This is a genomic window from Phyllobacterium sp. OV277 (genome assembly GCF_900104355.1).
Classification (GTDB): Bacteria; Pseudomonadota; Alphaproteobacteria; order Rhizobiales; family Rhizobiaceae; genus Phyllobacterium.
The window spans coordinates 1,074,825-1,088,942 of the sequence record NZ_FNIY01000002.1 but is presented as its reverse complement, the minus strand read 5'-3'; the positions used below and the strand labels follow the sequence as shown (position 1 = coordinate 1,088,942).

General features: G+C 56.4%; 17 protein-coding genes. 6 read left to right on the top strand and 11 right to left on the bottom strand.

The genetic code is table 11. From position 1 onward, the window contains the following. Positions 1–24: 24 nt before the first annotated feature. Positions 25–774, bottom strand: coding sequence for a class I SAM-dependent methyltransferase (locus BLU05_RS11375; protein WP_091879984.1), 750 nt, complete (start codon positions 772–774; stop codon positions 25–27). Positions 775–933: 159 nt separating this feature from the next. On the opposite strand from BLU05_RS11375, the gene gloB reads away from it, so the two are divergent. Then, the gene (gene gloB, locus BLU05_RS11370; protein ID WP_091879983.1) at positions 934–1,704 is read left to right on the top strand and encodes a hydroxyacylglutathione hydrolase; all 771 of its coding nucleotides are present in this window, start codon (positions 934–936) and stop codon (positions 1,702–1,704) included. Beyond that, positions 1,704–2,138 carry a cupin domain-containing protein gene (locus tag BLU05_RS11365; RefSeq protein WP_091879981.1) on the top strand — a complete coding sequence of 145 codons (435 nt, stop codon included), beginning with the start codon at positions 1,704–1,706 and terminating at the stop codon, positions 2,136–2,138. Before gloB ends, BLU05_RS11365 begins: the two co-directional genes overlap by 1 nt. On the opposite strand, the gene BLU05_RS11360 is transcribed toward BLU05_RS11365, so the two are convergent. Continuing rightward, positions 2,135–3,001: an aromatic amino acid exporter YddG gene (locus tag BLU05_RS11360; RefSeq protein ID WP_091879979.1), complete on the bottom strand. Its 867-nt coding sequence runs from the start codon at positions 2,999–3,001 to the stop codon at positions 2,135–2,137. The two genes, BLU05_RS11365 and BLU05_RS11360, sit on opposite strands and share 4 nt — an antisense overlap. Positions 3,002–3,041: 40 nt before the next feature. Then, positions 3,042–3,848 carry a DUF3108 domain-containing protein gene (locus BLU05_RS11355; protein ID WP_091879978.1) on the bottom strand — a complete coding sequence of 269 codons (807 nt, stop codon included), beginning with the start codon at positions 3,846–3,848 and terminating at the stop codon, positions 3,042–3,044. Positions 3,849–4,110: 262 nt separating this feature from the next. Between BLU05_RS11355 and rpmB the strand changes: the two genes are divergently transcribed. Both rpmB and BLU05_RS11345 read left to right on the top strand, forming a co-directional pair. Then, the gene (gene rpmB / locus BLU05_RS11350; RefSeq protein ID WP_091879976.1) at positions 4,111–4,410 is read left to right on the top strand and encodes a 50S ribosomal protein L28; all 300 of its coding nucleotides are present in this window, start codon (positions 4,111–4,113) and stop codon (positions 4,408–4,410) included. Between the two features lie 88 nt (positions 4,411–4,498). Continuing rightward, positions 4,499–5,149: a queuosine precursor transporter gene (locus BLU05_RS11345; protein ID WP_091879975.1), complete on the top strand. Its 651-nt coding sequence runs from the start codon at positions 4,499–4,501 to the stop codon at positions 5,147–5,149. Here BLU05_RS11345 and BLU05_RS11340 read toward each other — a convergent pair. The 4 genes from BLU05_RS11340 to BLU05_RS11325 form a co-directional block, all read right to left on the bottom strand. After that, entirely contained in the window at positions 5,122–6,138 is a 1,017-nt protein-coding gene (locus tag BLU05_RS11340; protein ID WP_091879973.1) for an esterase-like activity of phytase family protein, read from the bottom strand. The two genes, BLU05_RS11345 and BLU05_RS11340, sit on opposite strands and share 28 nt — an antisense overlap. A 1-nt stretch (position 6,139) precedes the next feature. Beyond that, entirely contained in the window at positions 6,140–8,038 is a 1,899-nt protein-coding gene (cobT, locus tag BLU05_RS11335; RefSeq protein ID WP_091879972.1) for a cobaltochelatase subunit CobT, read from the bottom strand. Between the two features lie 13 nt (positions 8,039–8,051). Beyond that, entirely contained in the window at positions 8,052–9,038 is a 987-nt protein-coding gene (cobS, locus tag BLU05_RS11330; protein ID WP_091879970.1) for a cobaltochelatase subunit CobS, read from the bottom strand. 94 nt (positions 9,039–9,132) lie between these two features. After that, the gene (locus tag BLU05_RS11325; protein WP_091879969.1) at positions 9,133–9,786 is read right to left on the bottom strand and encodes a J domain-containing protein; all 654 of its coding nucleotides are present in this window, start codon (positions 9,784–9,786) and stop codon (positions 9,133–9,135) included. A 143-nt stretch (positions 9,787–9,929) separates the two neighbouring features. On the opposite strand from BLU05_RS11325, the gene BLU05_RS11320 reads away from it, so the two are divergent. Continuing rightward, positions 9,930–10,232 carry a BolA family protein gene (locus BLU05_RS11320; RefSeq protein WP_091879967.1) on the top strand — a complete coding sequence of 101 codons (303 nt, stop codon included), beginning with the start codon at positions 9,930–9,932 and terminating at the stop codon, positions 10,230–10,232. Here BLU05_RS11320 and BLU05_RS11315 read toward each other — a convergent pair. The 4 genes from BLU05_RS11315 to BLU05_RS11300 are packed head-to-tail and all read right to left on the bottom strand — an operon-like array spanning position 10,229 to position 13,808. Further along, positions 10,229–10,744, bottom strand: a complete 516-nt coding sequence (locus tag BLU05_RS11315; protein WP_091879966.1) for a hypothetical protein — start codon at positions 10,742–10,744, stop codon at positions 10,229–10,231. The genes BLU05_RS11320 and BLU05_RS11315 overlap by 4 nt on opposite strands. A gap of 60 nt (positions 10,745–10,804) precedes the next feature. After that, positions 10,805–12,094 (bottom strand): HlyC/CorC family transporter, encoded by a 1,290-nt coding sequence (locus BLU05_RS11310; protein ID WP_091879964.1) that lies wholly within the window; start codon positions 12,092–12,094, stop codon positions 10,805–10,807. After that, positions 12,091–13,206 carry a 3-dehydroquinate synthase gene (gene aroB / locus BLU05_RS11305; RefSeq protein ID WP_091879963.1) on the bottom strand — a complete coding sequence of 372 codons (1,116 nt, stop codon included), beginning with the start codon at positions 13,204–13,206 and terminating at the stop codon, positions 12,091–12,093. Before aroB ends, BLU05_RS11310 begins: the two co-directional genes overlap by 4 nt. Continuing rightward, a complete protein-coding gene (locus tag BLU05_RS11300) occupies positions 13,203–13,808 on the bottom strand; it encodes a shikimate kinase (protein ID WP_091879961.1) in 606 nt (201 codons plus the stop codon). Before BLU05_RS11300 ends, aroB begins: the two co-directional genes overlap by 4 nt. A 147-nt stretch (positions 13,809–13,955) precedes the next feature. Between BLU05_RS11300 and BLU05_RS11295 the strand changes: the two genes are divergently transcribed. After that, on the top strand, positions 13,956–14,117 hold the full coding sequence (locus BLU05_RS11295) for a histidine kinase (protein WP_091880273.1): 162 nt from the start codon (positions 13,956–13,958) through the stop codon (positions 14,115–14,117). The last annotated feature ends 1 nt before the right edge of the window (position 14,118 follow it).

The window sequence follows — 14,118 nt, the reverse complement described above, 5'->3', positions numbered from 1 at the left end:
ACGCACAATGCTGACGCGAACTACTCAGTCTTCATGAGTTTTATGATGCATCGCGGTACCCTGCGGTGACAACACGGGCACGAAAACACGGCGGGATGAACGCTTGGCGACCGGCAACCCCTGATAAATTCGCTTTTGTGCTTCCACGATAAGCACCCCCGAAAACACAGGCCAAAAACGCCGCCCGATCCGCTCGAACAATCCGGAAGGGCGCATTATCCAGCGCTTTGATGATGGCGGAAAAAACAGAGCCTCGGCCCATGGCCCCGGCGTAAAATTGGTCTCCCGCAAAATACGGATCAGCTGCCCGCGGCTATAGGGCCGCCCACTGCCGAACGGCGTATGCTCGAAACGCGCCCAGAGCCCGCGCCGGTTTGGCACGACAATAACAAGCCTGCCATTGGGCGCGAGCGCCCGCCACATTTCTTTCAGGGTTTCGCGCGGGTCTTCCGCATGCTCAAGCGCATGCACCATCAAAATACGGTCCACGGCGGAGTCAGGCAGCGGCAAATCTTCTTCAAACACCAGCGCCGTGGATGAGGCTTCGGCTGGCGGCCAGCTGATGGCGCCCTGCCCGGCGGGCATGAAGGCAAAGGTCCGCTCGGTGTCGCCGCGAAACCGGTCGAGATAGGGCACGACATAGCCAAGTCCAACGAGGCGTTCCCCGGGCAATTTCGGCCAGATCGGTACAAGAGCCATGGAAATCGCCCGCTCGGTCAGATGACCAAGAGTGGAAGCATAGAAGGCGCGAAGGTCGATAATGTCGAGATGCATGAGATCAGCCTAGAGCAACGGATATTCAAATGGAACCATTGGAATATCCGTTGTTCCAGACAGCAAATCATAACATCAAGAAAATGGCTTGAAGATGGGTTGCACCTTGGAGACAGCTGGCTATCCTGACGGCAAAGTTCAAACCGCACAGGCCCTCCCATGTCGAACCTCCAGATAGAACAATTCACCGCGCTCAGCGATAATTTCGGCGTGCTGATCCACGATCCCGACGCCAATCTCACCGCATCCATCGACGCGCCGGAAGAAAAGCCCGTATTGGAAGCCCTGAAACGCCGGGGCTGGAAACTCACGCATATTTTCTCGACCCATCACCACAATGATCATGTCGGTGCCAATCTGGCGCTGAAAAAGCGTTTCAAGCTGGAAATCCTCGGCCCTGATGCGGAGAAGGCCAATATACCGGGCATTGACCGCGCGCTGAAGCACGGCGACCATTTCCGCTTCGGCAATTTTGACGTCGAGGTTATTTCGACACCCGGCCATACGGCGGGCGAGATTTCCTATTACATCCCCGATGCCAAGGTCGTCTTCACCGGCGATACACTGTTTTCGCTTGGCTGCGGGCGCCTGTTCGAGGGAACACCGGCCACCATGTTCAAATCCTTGAACCATCTGGTCAAGCTGCCGGTTGATACACAGATCTATTGCGGCCATGAATATACGGAAAGCAATGCGCGGTTCGCGCTGACAATCGATCCGGATAATTCGGCGCTGAAAGAGCGGGCCAAGGAAATCTATGCCTTGCGTGAAGCGGGGCTGCCGACCCTGCCCACCACGATGCTGCGGGAAATGGCCACCAATCCATTCCTGCGCTGGCACGATCCGGCAATCCGTCGAAACCTGAAACTGGAAAATGCCAGCGACGAGGCTGTTTTCACTGAAATCCGCAAGCGGAAGGATAATTTTTGATGACATTGACCGCAGATCAGATCCGCAAGGCACTCGGGCTGGAACGGCATCCGGAGGGCGGGGCCTATATCCAGACTTTTCGCGACAATCAGGGTGACTGGCCGGTTGGCGGGCGCGGGCATTCCACGGCCATTTATTTTCTTCTGGAAAAGGGCGAAGTGTCCGCATGGCACCGGGTGAAGGATGCGGCCGAGGTCTGGCACTGGTATGGCGGCGCACCGTTGGCGCTCACCATTGCCGAAGAAGGCGGCCCGCACGAAACCCACACGCTCGGGCTTGATCTTCTTGCCGGTGAACGCCCGCAGGCCGTCGTTCCCGCCGGGCAGTGGCAGACGGCCAAATCTCTTGGCGACTGGACGCTTGTCGGCTGCACGGTTGCGCCGGGCTTTGAGTTTGCCCAGTTCGAACTGGCTGAACCGGGCTGGCAGCCCTAAGGCTTCGGTTTGCGCAAGATCATCTCCTTGGCGGCAAGCACCGCGCCAAGGGTGATGAGCAGACAGGCCACGAGAACACGAACCGTTGGTTCTGCGGCGCCGGCGATGATCAGCACCAGCGTCGACAAAAGCGGCGATGCATAGCTCAACGCGCCCAGAACCTGAATATTGCCGCGCTTGACGCCAAAGTCCCAGCAATAGAACGCCGCACCAACAGGCAGAAGCCCAAGCCCAAGCACCGCCAGCCATTGCGTTGGCGATTCGGGCCATACGGTCTGTTCAAGCCGCAAATGCGCAATCAGCGACAAAACAGACGTTGCCAGGCAGAAGCCTGTCACCGCATCGGTGGGCACACTGGCAAAGCGCCGCGACAGCAGCGAATAGGCAGCCCATGTGATCGCACAGAGCCCGGCCATCGCGTAACCGAAGGCATATCTGGCTTCAAAGCCGACATTACCGCCCTTGGTGATGATCAGCACCGTACCGGCAAGGCCGAGCAATGTTCCCGCCACATGAAACCAGCGCAGGCGCTCGCCCGGCATCAGCGCCGAGCCGACCACGATGAACAGCGGCCAGAGATAGGCAATGAGGCTCGCATCAACTGTGGGCGCATTGCGCAGGGCAGTAAAATACAGGAAATGATAGCCGAACAGGCCGCCAACGCCGAGCAGCCAGACCTTTGCCGGTTGGCGCAGATGCTTTGCTGCACCCGGCCGCCAGAGCCATGAAATCAGCCCGAGGCTGGCGCCAATGGCAAATGTCATGGCTGTCAGCTGAAACGGCGGCACCTTGCCCGACATATCGGTGAAAAGCGCGAGCATCGCCCACATGATAACCGCAAGAAAACCGACAAACGTAGCCACGCGCCGCCCCCGTTAGGAAAGAGCGGCGCCCCTGCCGCTTCTATTGCATCTTTTCAAAACGGGTCGCGTAAACGGTAACCGTCCCAATCTGCGTGCTGATCTTTGCCTGCACCGGCGAATAGATACCGGACTTGCCCAGCGATGCAAAGGTGAGACTGATCTTGCTCTTGTTTTTCAGATATTCGATCGCATCGCGGCCCTGCCGGTAGCCGCCAATGGGAATGAATTTGACCGAGCAGGTGACCGCATCGCCCTTGAAACCTTTGGTAGAGAACGGTTGTGGAGCGCCCACGGGAGAAAGTTTAAGGTCCACCCGCGTCTGCCCGTCATAAAGATGCAAAGTCTGGGTGCAGACCTGACCGATGCTATCGGCTGCGACCATGACGCCGGAAATCGGGTCTGCGGCGCCCAGCAGGGACTCAGGCGCAAGCTCCACCCATTTGTCTTTCTTTTGAACGGGCGGAACATTGGTGGTCTCGGTCACATTGCCCTTGGCGAAGGCAATCGAAGTGCTCTTGTCCTTCTTGCCATGCCGGTATTTGACCACATAGGAATTGGGCACTGCCCCGGTTTTGGTAAACTGACCTTTGACGTCAATCGTACCTTTGGTGTCGTCAAACACAGTAACCAGTCCTGAACTGCGCAAACTGCCCGAGACTTCATAGGCACCGTCCGCAACGCGGGTCGTGAAGTACGACTTGGCGATTGTCAGGCCAAGCAGGGAAACCCGGTAGTCGGATTTATAGATTTCCTCTGCGCTGGCGGGCACTGCACAGAGAATCGCCAATAATGACGCCGCAGCCAACACTGTATTCCTGTAGCCGGGCCGCTGAATGGGACCAGTCATGTCCTGCTCCTAAGTCGTATATGTAAGAATTGCCTGTGGTGAGACCGTATAAAGCAGGCAAAGTTGTGTTAAACATTACGCGAGGTCGGTTAAATACACAAAACCAGAGCACAAGCACACTTGACGCGCGCGGCTCATATCACTATAGAAACGCGACTTCCCAATAGGCCGCCTGTCCGATAAGCGCGCCGCTGCACGGCGACGTGTGATGGTAAAAAGAACATTCGGGCTATAGGTAATGAATTTTGAAGGTGAGACCCAAATGTCCCGCACATGTGAATTGACCGCTAAATCGGTACAGTACGGCAACAATGTGAGCCACGCGAACAACAGAACGCGCCGCCGCTTCCTGCCAAACCTGTGCCACGTTACGCTGATCTCCGAAGCTCTCGGTCAGAGCTTCCGTCTGCGTGTTTCGGCCCATGCCCTGCGCACCGTTGAACATCGCGGTGGTCTGGATGCATTCTTGAACAAGGCTGACGAGAAGGAGCTGTCACAGCGTGCCCGCCTCCTGAAGCGCCAGATTGCCAAGAAGTCGGCTGAAGCGCCTGTTGCTGCCTGATCGGGCAACACGGTTCTAAAATCATAATCGCTTGAGGCCAGCGCATGCTGGCCTTATTGTTGCTGGTTCCATTACCCAGGATAAAAAAATGCCGCTTTCGCGCGCCTATACCCTGTCAGATTTCATTCTCCCCGTCCTCGCCATGTGCGCAGTGGTGGCAGCATCAAACATATTGGTGCAGTATCCATTCCAGCATTTCGGATTGGGCGAAATCCTGACCTACGGGGCCTTTACCTATCCCATCGCCTTCCTAGTCAATGATCTGTCGAACCGCCGTTTTGGGCCGGAATTCGCCCGCAAGGTCGTCTATGCCGGTTTCTTCATTGCGGTGATCCTGTCGATCTGGCTGGCAACGCCGCGCATCGCCATCGCATCGGGCACGGCATTTCTTTGCGCGCAACTGCTCGACATCACGGTGTTCAGCAAACTCCGTCAACTGACATGGTGGAAAGCGCCCTTTGCATCGGCGGTCTTCGGCTCATTGCTTGATACGCTCTTGTTCTTCTCCATCGCCTTTGCCGCGCAATTTGCATGGATCGATGCGGCCACGGGACAGGCCGACTCGTCACTGGCCATGCCTGTGCCGTTCCTTGGCCAGATGATACCCCTGTGGGCTTCACTCGGTTTCGGCGATCTGATGGTGAAGATTGTCATGGCGGTGGTGATGCTGGTGCCCTATGGCGCGATCCTTGCCATTTTCGCCCCCGCAATCTATTCGGCCAACCGGAATTCCAAATAGAGATTTCTCTGCAGGATCGACGTATTGTCATCGGACATCATTGAGATGCGGGTCGAGCCATCCCCGGCCCGCCAGACAGCCAGACCCTCCATATTGTCGATCTGATCGCGCATATCAGCCTCAAGGATGAACGGACCATCCACAGTCGCACCCGGCTTGATATCGGCAGCGGCAATCCGGCGGATGCGCAACATGACGCCGCTGGCAAGATTGAACCGGCGCTCCAATAACAGGAGGTCGCCATTGGGCAGAAAATCCCCGTCGCTGATATCGAAACTATCCAGCCGCTTGACGAAGAAGATACCCTTGCCGGGCCCTTCCAGCACAGCGGCATAGATATCACCCGCCTTGTTGATGCTCTTCTCGGTAACCGCGACCCGCGCGCCCTTCAACGGGCTCGCCGCAGGTGCGTAGGCGACCGTTTCAAAACCGCGATTGTTGCGCAGTTCGGCTTTCGGAACAGGCAGCGGCAAATCTTTCGGCCGTGAGGCGAAATCCTTCAGATCAAGATCAAATTCGGCAATGCGGTGGATACGCTCGAATGAGACCGTAACCGTTTTGCCTGATACGGCCATGCCTTCCGCATCCGCATTGCGTTTGCCTTCAACGGCATTGCCTCCGGCATCCTGAATCGGGGCCAGACGAAAATCGCTGACGGAGATTGGAACACCCTTTGCATCCCGCTGCATATCGCCCGCATACCAGAACCCTGTGTCGGTGATGCCGAGAAAGGATTTGCCCTGATCGAGATAGCGGAACGCCGACATGCCGCCAAAATTGCCATTGCTGGACCGTAGTTCCAGACCGCCAACAAATTCGAGGTCGCCAAAGCGGGTTTCGGTGGAACCGATGCGGAAATAGGAGACAGGCCGGGCTGTAACCACTGCCGTTGCAACGGCATTTGTTTGCGCAAGGGATGGCAACACACCCAGAATGGCAAGGACGGGTAAGAACCGTATGCGCCGCAAGATCAGCGCAATACGGTTCATGCTAACGTTTCCGCGCAGATGATCTACCGGCACCGCGGCGCTGTTCCTGCTCTTCAAACAGCGAAGCCAACTGCTCGGTCATGGCACCCGCCAATTCTTCCGCATCGACGATGGTCACGGCACGGCGATAATACCGCGTCACATCATGGCCAATACCGATAGCGATCAGCTCGACCGGCGAGCGTGTCTCGATCTCTTCAATGACCGCGCGCAGATGCCGTTCAAGATAATTGCCGGGGTTAACCGACAGGGTGGAATCATCAACAGGCGCACCGTCAGAAATCATCATCAGGATCTTGCGCTGTTCAGGCCGTCCCAGCAAACGCTGGTGCGCCCAGATCAGGGCTTCGCCATCGATGTTTTCCTTCAAGAGCCCTTCGCGCATCATCAACCCGAGATTACGCCGTGAGCGGCGCCATGGGGCGTCAGCACGCTTGTAGACGATGTGGCGCAGATCATTGAGACGACCGGGATTGGCGGGTTTGCCGCGCTCCAGCCACGCTTCACGCGCCTGACCGCCCTTCCACGCCTTGGTGGTAAAGCCGAGAATCTCGACCTTCACACCACAACGTTCGAGCGTGCGCGCCAGAATATCAGCACAGGTCGCCGCAACCGTGATAGGGCGGCCACGCATGGAGCCGGAATTATCAATCAGCAGCGTGACGATCGTATCGCGGAAATCCGTATCGCGTTCCTGCTTGTAGGAAAGCGGCTGGGTCGGATCGATGACAACGCGCACAAGGCGCGCCGGATCGAGATAGCCCTCTTCCAGATCGAAATCCCATGAGCGGTTCTGCTGCGCCATCAGGCGGCGCTGCAAACGGTTTGCCAGACGCCCGACGACACCGGAAAGATTGGCGAGCTGCTTATCAAGGAATGCGCGCAGGCGCTCCAGTTCCGCATCGTCGCAGAGTTCTTCCGCATCGGTGGTTTCGTCGAATTCCTGCGTGAAAACCTTATAGCCGCTCTCACTGCCAAGATTGGAGAAAGGCTGATTCGGACGGCGCGCCTCACCGGGCATTTCCGCATCCGTATCCGCATCATCATCTATATCGTCAGACGAAGCATCCGCCGCTTCGGTTTCACCCGACTGGCTGTCATCGCTGGCGCTTTCCGAATCATCATCCTCGGAGGCATCGCTGCCCTGATCTTCATCGGAGCCGCCCTCATTGTTCTCTTCGGGCTCAGGCGCGTCGTCGTTGTTTTCCTGCTCGTCGTCCTGCTCGCTTTCCTGTGACAGCTCTTCAGCCATCTCCATGGAAGCCAGCATTTCACGCACAACCCGGGCAAAGGCGTTCTGATCGTTGATCTTGGCACCGAGATGTTCAAGGTCATCCGCAGCTTTTTCTTCGATCCAGTCGCGCCAGAGGTTTACGACATTACCAGCCGACTCAGGCGCTTTGCGGCCCGTCAGCTTCTCGCGCACCATGAGCGCAATTGCTTCTTCAAGCGGCGCTTCTGCCTTGTCGGTAATAGCAGGGAAATTGGCGCGAGAGTATTTGTCTGAGAGCATGGAGGTCAGATTCTCAGCCATGCCATCCATGCGCAGCGCGCCGATAGCCTCGACGCGCGCCTGTTCGACCGCATCGAAAATCGCCCGCGCCTGCTTGCCCTCAGGCGCCAGCGTCGCATGGACACGGTCATTATGGCAGGCCTTGCGCAGTGCCATGGAATCGCCGATGCCGCGAGTTACCGCAATATCGTTCGCCGTGGGGCGTTTTGGCAGATCGGGCAGACGAGCCCGGTGCCCTGTCAGCGCCGGACGATCATTGCCAAATCCGACTTCCATCTCATGGTCGCCGGCAATGGCCCGCATGCAGGCCGTAACCGCGCGCTTGAAAGGTTCGGAATCAACCGGACCTTTCGGATTTGTGCGTGAATTGTCTCCGGGTCCCGCCATGCTCTGATGACGCTCAGCCTATGACCACGTTGGCCGTTGACTCAGGCAGTTCCTTGCCGAACGCGCGCTGATAGAACTCGGCAACGATAGGACGCTCCAGTTCATCGCACTTGTTGAGGAAGGTCAGGCGGAACGCAAAGCCGACATCCTTGAAGATATCGGCATTCTCGGCCCAGGTGATAACCGTACGCGGGCTCATCACCGTCGACAGATCACCATTGATAAAGGCCGCACGGGTCATGTCGGCAACGCGAACCATCTTCGAGACGATCTCCTTGCCTTCCTTGTTCTGGTAATGCTTGGCCTTCGCCAGAACGATTGCAGCCTCATTGTCATGCGGCAGATAGTTCAGCGTCGTCACAATGGACCAGCGATCCATCTGCGCCTGATTGATCTGCTGCGTGCCGTGATAGAGCCCTGTCGTATCACCAAGACCAACGGTGTTTGCCGTTGAGAACAGGCGGAAAGCCGGATGCGGACGGATAACGCGGCTCTGGTCGAGCAGGGTCAGGCGGCCGGAGGATTCGAGAACACGCTGAATCACAAACATAACGTCGGGGCGTCCGGCGTCATATTCATCGAACACCAGCGCCACATTGTGCTGATAGGCCCAAGGCAGGATACCGTCACGGAATTCCGTGATCTGCATGCCTTCCTTGACGACGATCGCATCCTTGCCAACAAGATCAATACGGCTGACGTGGCTGTCGAGATTGACGCGCACGCATGGCCAGTTGAGGCGGGCCGCGACCTGTTCGATGTGGGTTGATTTACCTGTGCCGTGATAACCGGACACCATGACGCGTCGGTTGAAGGCAAACCCGGCCAGAATGGCGAGTGTGGTCTGCTTGTCGAACAGATAATCCGGATCGGTTTCCGGCACATATGCATCACCTGCCTTATAGGCAGGAACCATCATGTCGGTATCAAATCCGAAAAGCTTTGCGGCAGAAACCGTTGTATCCGGCAAATTCGCAATATCGCGATCAACCTTATTCATCATGCCTCCAGCGCGACTGCACGCGCAGACGCAATAAAATAGTCACACCCATGAAGCCTCAAATGGGAGGCTTCGAATTCAGCCAAACACGGTCCTAGCAAAAACCAGCCTGTTTGAGCAATTGATAAGCCTGGATAACGTCGCGGAAACGATCCTCGGAAGCCCGATCACCGCCGTTTGCATCGGGATGATGGCGCTTCACCAACTCCTTATAGCGCGACTTGATGTCTTCGCCAGTGGCTTTTACATCAAGACCCAGCGTATCCAGCGCTTTTGCCTCCAAAGGCTTGGCTTTGCGCAGGCGCGCAGCCGGCCGCGCATCCCCGAACACGCTGTTCGGGTCACGGAAGCGATTCTGATAGGCAGCCCGGCCTGAACGCAGTTTGGAAAAATCAGGCGATGTCTTGGCACCGCCTGTAGCGGCGGCTGCCGCGCTGGCACCTGCACCGCTTCCCGGCAGACCTGCAACGGTCCAGGTGGGGCGGTCGCCTGTCAGCGCTTCCTTCTGGTAGCGCGCAACTTCCACATCGGAAAGGCCGGAAAAATAATTATAGCCTTTATTATATTCGCGAACATGATCGATGCAGAAATGGAAGAACTCGCCTTCTTTCATGCGACCAACAGGCGCACGGTGCGGACCGGGTTTTTCACAGCCATCCCACTGGCACACGGGAACGCGCGATTTCTCCTCTTCCGCCTTTTTCGGGCGGATACGGATACTGTCAAAATATTTCGAATTTGAGGTCATTGCGTACGATTATCAACGGATTGGTTTACAAGACAAGAATTGACAATTGCCCATGGATCAACCTAACGCCTGAAATGGCGGTAAATTTGTGATCATGTACGGATTTGCCAAATGAAATTACCATATGGGCGCAGGAGAACGAAATGTCCACTCAGTCAGCTATCGAAAACAAACTGACGCAGGCTTTTCATCCTGTTTCACTGACCGTCATCAACGAAAGTCATCTTCATGCCGGCCACCACCATGAAGACAGCGAGCATCATGGCACATTTGACGGTTCGGGTGAAACGCATTTTCGCGTGCGCATTGTCGCGGATGCCTTTTCCGGCCTCTCACGGGTTGCACGCCACCGGGCAATCAATGACGTGTTGAAGGACGAACTGGCAGGCAGCGTCCATGCTCTGGCGCTGGAACCAACAGCACCGGGTGAAGCGACACGCCGCTAAACCTGCACCAGCTGGCGCTTGAGACGCGAAATCATTCCGGTTTGCAATTCGCTCGCCTCGCCATAGGCAGACGCCGTTTGCCGCAACATGTCAATCAGCTGGAAGCGCTCGTCCATTGTCAGGCGGTCGCGCAGCATCGGCACCATTTCATCGGCAATAGGCGAAAAGAAACCCCGTTGCTTGGTGTATTGCCAGGCTCTCTTGAACATTGCATCGGGGTCGTCAATCTGTAGCGGGCCGCTGATCAGTTCTATGATTTTGAGCTTTTCGTCGGTGGTGAGTGGTGTGCCGGTGCGCACCAGCTGGATCATCAGAACCGTTGCCGCCAGCCGCGGATCACGGATTCGCCGGTAACGAGAGCCTATCAAACCTTCAAACCTGTATTTGGCCTTGCTCCTCAGACCTCTTGTATCCCGATCCAGTTCACGCACCGCGCGGGCGGCCGATTGCGCTCTCAGTATCCAGTAAAAAATCAACGCGGCTGCACCTAGAACCGCAATAATAATATGCATGCAACCCTCGATACATTTGCTGGGAATACGGTCTGTAAGAGCCTCGATCAGGGATCGAGATTAATTCGGTTTGGCTTTCTCGTCATCCTCCAAAGGTCGAATACGAAGCCGCGTGATGCGGTTTTTCTCGCGCTTCAGCACGGTGAATCGCTTGCCATGGAAGGTGAAAGCCTGCTTTTCGGTCGGAATGCTCTGGGTCTCGTGAATGACAAGACCAGCGATGGTTGTGGCCTCCGCATCCGGCAAATGCCAATCCAGTGCACGATTAAGATCGCGGATCGGCACGGAACCATCGACCAGCACCGACCCATCGGGCTGCGGACGAACGCCTTGCACATCGATATCGTGCTCGTCGGCGATATCACCGACAATCTCCTCAAGAATATCTTCGAGCGTGATCAGACCCTGCACATCGCCATATTCATCAACCACGATGGCAATATGAGCCTTGCGGCGCAGGAAGGCATTGAGCTGGTCCTGCAGCGTGGTTGTATCAGGCACAAACCACGGCTTGGTTGCCACCTTCATGATGTTGATCTTGGAAAAATCGCGATTGGCATCGCGAATGGCGCGCACCAGATCCTTGGCGTGCACAACACCGACAATATTGTCATTGTCACCGCGCCAGACGGGAATGCGGGTGTGATGGCTGGCAAGGATCTGGTTGACGATATCCTCGATCGGATCGTCGGCATTGATTGAATCCATGTCCGTCCGGTGGATCATCACGTCATAGACTTCAAGCTCACGCAGATCGAGCAGACCGCCGATCTGGTCGCGGTCGCGTTTCACCACCGAGCCGTCCCGATGCAGAAGATCGACGGCGCCGCGCAGTTCCTCCTGCGCCGAAAGCATTGATTTCACGGAACCGAGATCAATGCCAAACAGGCGGAGGATAAGCCGCACGATCCAGTTGATGAGATCAGACAACGGGCCAAAAATGAACACTGCAAGTTGCGCGAACCGTACCAGCGCCAGCGCATTGCGATCAGGGCTGGAGATTGCCCAGGATTTCGGCAGAACTTCGGCAAAAATCACCAGAAGTACGGTCATGATCGCAGTCGCATAGGCAACACCCGCCTGCCCGAACAGGTTGAGCAGCATGCTCGTTGTCAGGGACGATGCGAGAATATTGATCAGATTGTTGCCGATCAGCATGACGCCGATCAGCCGGTCGCGCTTCTCGATAAGACCTTCGACCACCGTCGCCCGGTCGTCACCGCGCTTGGAAAGCCGATGCATCCGGGCGCGCGACACGGCGGTCAGCGCTGTTTCAGATCCTGAAAAAAGACCAGACATCAGGATCAGAAGGAAGATGATTCCGCAAAAGATCCAGAGTTCAAGGTTCATTTTGGGTGCTTCTCCTGCAAAAAGCTGAGCACTGCTGATGGCGGCACGTCCTTGGCGATAAAGGACTGTCCAATGCCGCGCGTCAGGATAAAGGTCAGCGCACCGCGCGCTACCTTTTTATCCTGCGCAATATAATCCATGAGCTTTTCAGCCGTGGGCAGTTCGCCCGGAATGTCACTGATGGAGACAGGCAGGCCCACATGACGCAAATGCGCCTCAACCCGCTTGGCATCGTCGGCGCTCGCTAGGTTCATCTTGACCGAAAACTGATGCGCAAGGACCATGCCGATGGAAACACCTTCGCCGTGCACGAGGCGGGTGGAATCATAATTCGTCGCGGTTTCCAGTGCATGACCAAAAGTATGGCCGAGATTGAGCAGCGCCCGGTCGCCGGTTTCACGCTCATCGCGCGCCACGACATCGGCTTTTGACTGGCACGATACAGCAATAGCGTGGGTTCGCTGCGGACCACCGTCAAAAATACCCTGCCAGTTCTTCTCCAGCCATTCAAAGAAATCCGGCCTGTCAATCAGGCCATATTTGGCAACTTCCGCATAACCCGCACGGAACTCACGCGGGCTCAGCGTATCCAGCACATCTGTATCTGCAAGCACCAGTTGTGGTTGGTAGAACGCGCCGACCAGGTTCTTGCCATGCGCCGTGTTGATGCCCGTTTTGCCGCCGACGGATGAATCCACCTGTGCCAACAGTGATGTTGGTATCTGCACAAAACCCATGCCGCGCCGTGCAATGCTGGCGGCAAAACCGGCAAGATCACCGATCACACCGCCACCAAAGGCAATCACGATATCGCCGCGCTCCAGCCGTGCGGAGAGGATCGCATTGGTAACGGTTTCCAGCGTGGCAAAGCCTTTCGACTTTTCGCCCGGCGTTACAAGGATCGGCGTTGAATCAATCCCGCCCGCTTTGAGGCTTTCGGTCAGGCGCTGCAGATGCAGGGCTGCAACATTGTCGTCGCTGACAATGGCAACACGATTAGCGCCGGTGCGCGCGGCAATTTCCTGCCCTGCACGTTCGATCAGGCCCGAGCCGATGAGAATATCGTAGGAGCGGTTTCCGAGTTTTACGGGAACTGTCGTCTGCTCGCTCATATCAGCGATTCCTTGTCGTCCAGATGCTGTGCAACGGCCTGCATTGCCTCAAAAGCAATGATTTCCTTCTTTTCCTCACGCGAATGAATGGTGAGATCCGCCTGCGCATATACGGGGTAGCGCTCGCTCATCAGCCGTTCCATGACCGCGCGCGGATTGTCATTTTTGAGGAGCGGCCGGTTCTGCTTGCGCACCACACGGTTCATCAGCACGTCGAGTTCCGCATTGAGCCAGATCGATATGCCTTCCGCAGCAATTGTACCGCGGGTCTGCTCATTCATATAGGCGCCGCCGCCCGTCGCCAGAACAATCGGCCCATCCTCGAGCATACGCGCAATAACCCGGCGCTCCAGATCACGGAACTCTGCTTCGCCATAGGCCTCGAACAGCTCAGGAATGGTCATGGTCGAGACTTTTTCAATCTCGTTATCCGCGTCAAAAAATGGCAATTCGACCAGCGAAGCCAGTTTTTTACCCACGGTGGATTTGCCTGCACCCATCAATCCGACGAGCACAATAGACCGATGGCCCAGCCGTTCACGGATGGATCGTGCCAACTCCGGAACCTCTGCTGTGCCAAGAATATCATCAATGCTGTTCATAAATGCGTTTCGACAGGAAAACCGGGCTTTCGTCAAGCAAACTATGGCAAAGTGCGGGTTTCTCAGTCTGCCGGACCTTCATCAATTCATAAGAGTTTCCATTGCAAGATTATGGAACACCTGAAGCCAGCCTGCAAAGACGATTTGATGCCGACACTGACCCGATTGATCCTAACCCTCGCGGTTCTCGCCGGGCTCGTTTATGCCGGTATGCTGGCGCTCGTCACCTTTGTACATCCGACACAGACTGAACTGACCATCCGCATTCCCACTGAAAAGCTCAACCCCAAACCAGGCAATCCAAAGTAAA

Bases quoted from the DNA above. Each gene is read 5' to 3' on its own strand.
- BLU05_RS11375 (WP_091879984.1), bottom strand. From the start codon at position 774: ATGCATCTCGACATTATCGACCTTCGCGCCTTCTATGCTTCCACTCTT.
- gloB (WP_091879983.1), top strand. From the start codon at position 934: ATGTCGAACCTCCAGATAGAACAATTCACCGCGCTCAGCGATAATTTC.
- BLU05_RS11365 (WP_091879981.1), top strand. From the start codon at position 1,704: ATGACATTGACCGCAGATCAGATCCGCAAGGCACTCGGGCTGGAACGG.
- BLU05_RS11355 (WP_091879978.1), bottom strand. From the start codon at position 3,848: ATGACTGGTCCCATTCAGCGGCCCGGCTACAGGAATACAGTGTTGGCT.
- rpmB (WP_091879976.1), top strand. From the start codon at position 4,111: ATGTCCCGCACATGTGAATTGACCGCTAAATCGGTACAGTACGGCAAC.
- BLU05_RS11345 (WP_091879975.1), top strand. From the start codon at position 4,499: ATGCCGCTTTCGCGCGCCTATACCCTGTCAGATTTCATTCTCCCCGTC.
- BLU05_RS11340 (WP_091879973.1), bottom strand. From the start codon at position 6,138: ATGAACCGTATTGCGCTGATCTTGCGGCGCATACGGTTCTTACCCGTC.
- cobT (WP_091879972.1), bottom strand. From the start codon at position 8,038: ATGGCGGGACCCGGAGACAATTCACGCACAAATCCGAAAGGTCCGGTT.
- cobS (WP_091879970.1), bottom strand. From the start codon at position 9,038: ATGAATAAGGTTGATCGCGATATTGCGAATTTGCCGGATACAACGGTT.
- BLU05_RS11325 (WP_091879969.1), bottom strand. From the start codon at position 9,786: ATGACCTCAAATTCGAAATATTTTGACAGTATCCGTATCCGCCCGAAA.
- BLU05_RS11320 (WP_091879967.1), top strand. From the start codon at position 9,930: ATGTCCACTCAGTCAGCTATCGAAAACAAACTGACGCAGGCTTTTCAT.
- BLU05_RS11315 (WP_091879966.1), bottom strand. From the start codon at position 10,744: ATGCATATTATTATTGCGGTTCTAGGTGCAGCCGCGTTGATTTTTTAC.
- BLU05_RS11310 (WP_091879964.1), bottom strand. From the start codon at position 12,094: ATGAACCTTGAACTCTGGATCTTTTGCGGAATCATCTTCCTTCTGATC.
- aroB (WP_091879963.1), bottom strand. From the start codon at position 13,206: ATGAGCGAGCAGACGACAGTTCCCGTAAAACTCGGAAACCGCTCCTAC.
- BLU05_RS11300 (WP_091879961.1), bottom strand. From the start codon at position 13,808: ATGAACAGCATTGATGATATTCTTGGCACAGCAGAGGTTCCGGAGTTG.
- BLU05_RS11295 (WP_091880273.1), top strand. From the start codon at position 13,956: ATGCCGACACTGACCCGATTGATCCTAACCCTCGCGGTTCTCGCCGGG.